At 40.9% G+C, this 3228-nt stretch carries 2 protein-coding genes; both read right to left on the bottom strand.

Annotation, left to right across the window (positions count from 1 at the left end):
- Nucleotides 1-1970, bottom strand: a 1970-nt coding sequence (locus DD829_RS23010; RefSeq protein WP_228408278.1) for an Ig-like domain-containing protein, incomplete at its 3' end; no start/stop codon positions are given.
- A 138-nt stretch (nt 1971-2108) separates the two neighbouring features.
- Nucleotides 2109-3228 (bottom strand): gliding motility-associated C-terminal domain-containing protein (locus tag DD829_RS23005; protein ID WP_133240957.1); only part of this gene is annotated, 1120 nt, incomplete at its 5' end.

Raw genomic sequence — 3228 nt, 5'->3', positions numbered from 1 at the left:
ACCGGTGAATATGTCGTTACATTGGCTGCGGTAAGATCAAAGAATCCTTTTCCGTTGTACTGACATGCTTTGATGGTGGTGTCCGTTAAAATAAACGGTACCACTGTAAGATTTAAAGTTACCTTTTCACAGTCAATAAATTCGGGAGCATTTCCGCAGAACTGGTAAACAATAGTATCGGGACCTAAATATCCCGGATTCGGAATATAGGTAATCTGTCCTGCGCCGTTTACCGTTGCTGTACCGTTTGTCGGATAGGTAAGAATGGTTACCGTACTTGCAACAGGCGTCTGTGTTGTGGTGAACGAGAAAGCCGGAGTAATGACTTTCGTTGCACAGGCATTAAGAGCTGCTGTTGTATTTCTTACACATGAAAAAACTTTATAGATGGGAGTGGTAACGGGCGGACAGGTTCCCATGGTTACTTTCACGGTATAGTTTCCTGCTACGGTAGGCGTATAAACGTTTTGTGTTGCTCCGGTGATCGGGTTTCCGTTCAGATACCACTGATACGTTTCATAGCTGTCGTCAACCTCAAGAATAATCCCCGGAATACAGTCTCCTGTCTGTTTTGCAATTACCGGGATGGAAGAGAATCCTGCAAAATATCCACCGTACCCTGCGGAGCTGTATCCACCATTAACTCCGGCTGTTACCGCTTTGGTGGAAGTTACTGTCACATTTCCAGTAGGATTATCGATGGCATAGGTTACCCAGTTGGTGTTTCCGGTTAATGGATAAGGTCCCTGAGCAGCGGTTGGAGTGGTTGCCGGTCCGCCGTCGATGCTGTACGTAACAGCAGCTCCTGTTTCAGTTAAGATATTTAACTTTAAAGTAATTCCGGAAATTCCCGGCATTTCGTTAATCTTTCCGATCTCGTCAATTTTTCTTGGAAGGAAGCAGTTCAATGGTGGAATATAATTGTAGCCTCCTGTATTGTTTGAAGTACCTACTCCCACTAATTGATAAAGGTATACATTTTTAGAAGTGGATACCAACATATTAAAATGTCCGCTTGTACCTTGCTGTACATAATTGGTTTCGTTAATTCTGTACCATTCTCCGGCATTGATTGTTGCTAATGGAGTCGTTCCGCCATTAACAAATATCTGAGTATTGTCTTCTGTGGCAATAACAATTCCTCCCTCCATATTTTCGGCAGGAGCGGTAGATCTTGTTTTTACCATGGCAAAAGTGTTCCCCAGTCTTTCCACCGGAACCGACTGGTCCATAATTAAATCTGAACCGCCCGAACTTCCTGCTCCAAAGTTTCCGTTGGCGCTTCCATTGGTTAAACTGATAGGCTTATCGGAAACTATTTTGGCTCCGATAAATCCGGTAAGATTTGCCGGAGTACTATTGTTCCCGGCTAAAATATAAGACTGTCCTTTATTTAAAGTAAAGGTTTGAGTATTTCCTGTAAAAGTGGCGGGAGCACCGATAAACTGAATTCCTGATGTTGTCCAGGTTACGGTAACTGATGTATTGTCTTCCGTAGCCAAAATTCCTGCTGTGAAATTATTACCCGATCCGGTTCCTGCGGTTGTATTGGGTGCATTAGCTGCAAAGAATAATTTCCCGATTCCTGCTTTACCTTTGGATGTAATAATTTCTCCGTGCACACTTTGTGCAGATCTCAATGTACAGTAAAACGGTTTGTCTCCTTTAAGATATAAACCTTTTGTACCTACCGTAAAAGCATCGGCTGAAGCTGTAGCTGTTATATTAGCGAGAGGAACGGTATACGATTGAGGATTTCCTTTGCTGATGGTAACGGTGGTAAGCAAAGTATTATTGTTATAAATTTTTACATCAAAAGGAGTGGTAGAGTCTGTTGAAAGATATAACGCATTGGTATATCCTGTTGCGGATGCATAGTAAGGTGCAATCCAGTGCTCTGTATCCCTCTGTGCAAAAAGAGTACTTATGCCGAAAAGCATCAGTACAAAAGACAGTAGAATTTTATTCATAATTATAGAATTAGGATTCTTGCAAAAATAACAGAATATTTAATATGTTCTTAATAATATTTCCAAAAAAATGGTTATAAATACGTAAAAAAGCCACGATAAAAAATCGTGGCTTTAGGATTCAGCTTTTTTGTTTGCTTAGTCAATATTTTTAACAAGGATCCATCCTGAATATTTAATCGGTGTTTTTTCCTTGTTGGGTTCATTCCAGTTGATGTGGTACCAATAGGTTCCTGTAAGTATTTTCTTGTCGAAATGTTTACCGTCCCATTTGTAGTTGTTGAATTTATTTCCTGTAAAAATTTTATTTCCGTATCGGTCGTAGATCACGAAGCTTAAATTTTCCTTGTACGCCAGTTCGCTGTAATCGATGAAGTCATTTTTATTATCCCCATTCGGCGTGATGGCGTTTAACAAATTCGGAACCGTTACCTCAACAAAGATTGGGGTACAGTTGTAGGCGTCTTTCACATAGAACGTATGCTGTCCTCTTGAAAGTCCTGTAAATACATTGGAATCCTGCCAGTTGGTAGGAGAATCCACTGCGTATTTATAAGGTGCTTTTCCTCCTGTTACTTTTACCGTTGCTGTATTGTTTGAAATTTCAATTTCCGAAATAACAGGATCTACTGCTTTTTTCACGCTTACAAACTGTTTTACGGAACATCCGTTGTCTTTAAGGATGACCCAGTAATCTCCTACCGGAACTCCTGATAATACCTGAGTGGTTGCTCCCGTGCTCCACAGGTAAGACTGATATCCCGGTCCTGCGTCAAGATTTGTTCTTCCGTCGATACAGATGATCTTATCCACGAGAACCGTAGATCTTTTCGGAGGAATCACCACTAAGTTTACTTTGGCAATTGCATAACATCCGTTTGAGTTGTATACTCGGATGTAAACCGAAGCATTGCCTGAAATGTATGCTAACGGATTCAGGATTTCATTTGTTCCGTTGCTTGCATCAACAAAAGTCGGATAATACTTTTTGGTAATAGGCGATTCTGTGGAAACATTGGCAAGCGAAAGGTTGAATGCCGCTTTTGTTTCATTATTTTCAAGATAACATTCGCTGATGGTAGCTTCTGTTACCACCGGAGTCGGAAGATAAGCCAGAGTTATTTTAGCATTTCCTGTACATCCTTCATTGGTTGTTACTTTTACATAGACAATTCCTGCTGCGGAAAGATAATTGGCAGGAGTTGTAATTTCGTTGGTTGCTGCGTTCAGGTCAGCAAGTGTAGGATAGAATTTCTTC

The sequence above is a fragment of the Chryseobacterium sp. HMWF035 genome, assembly GCF_003094695.1.
Lineage (GTDB): Bacteria > Bacteroidota > Bacteroidia > Flavobacteriales > Weeksellaceae > Chryseobacterium > Chryseobacterium gambrini.
This window is presented reverse-complemented; position numbering and strand designations above follow the sequence as displayed.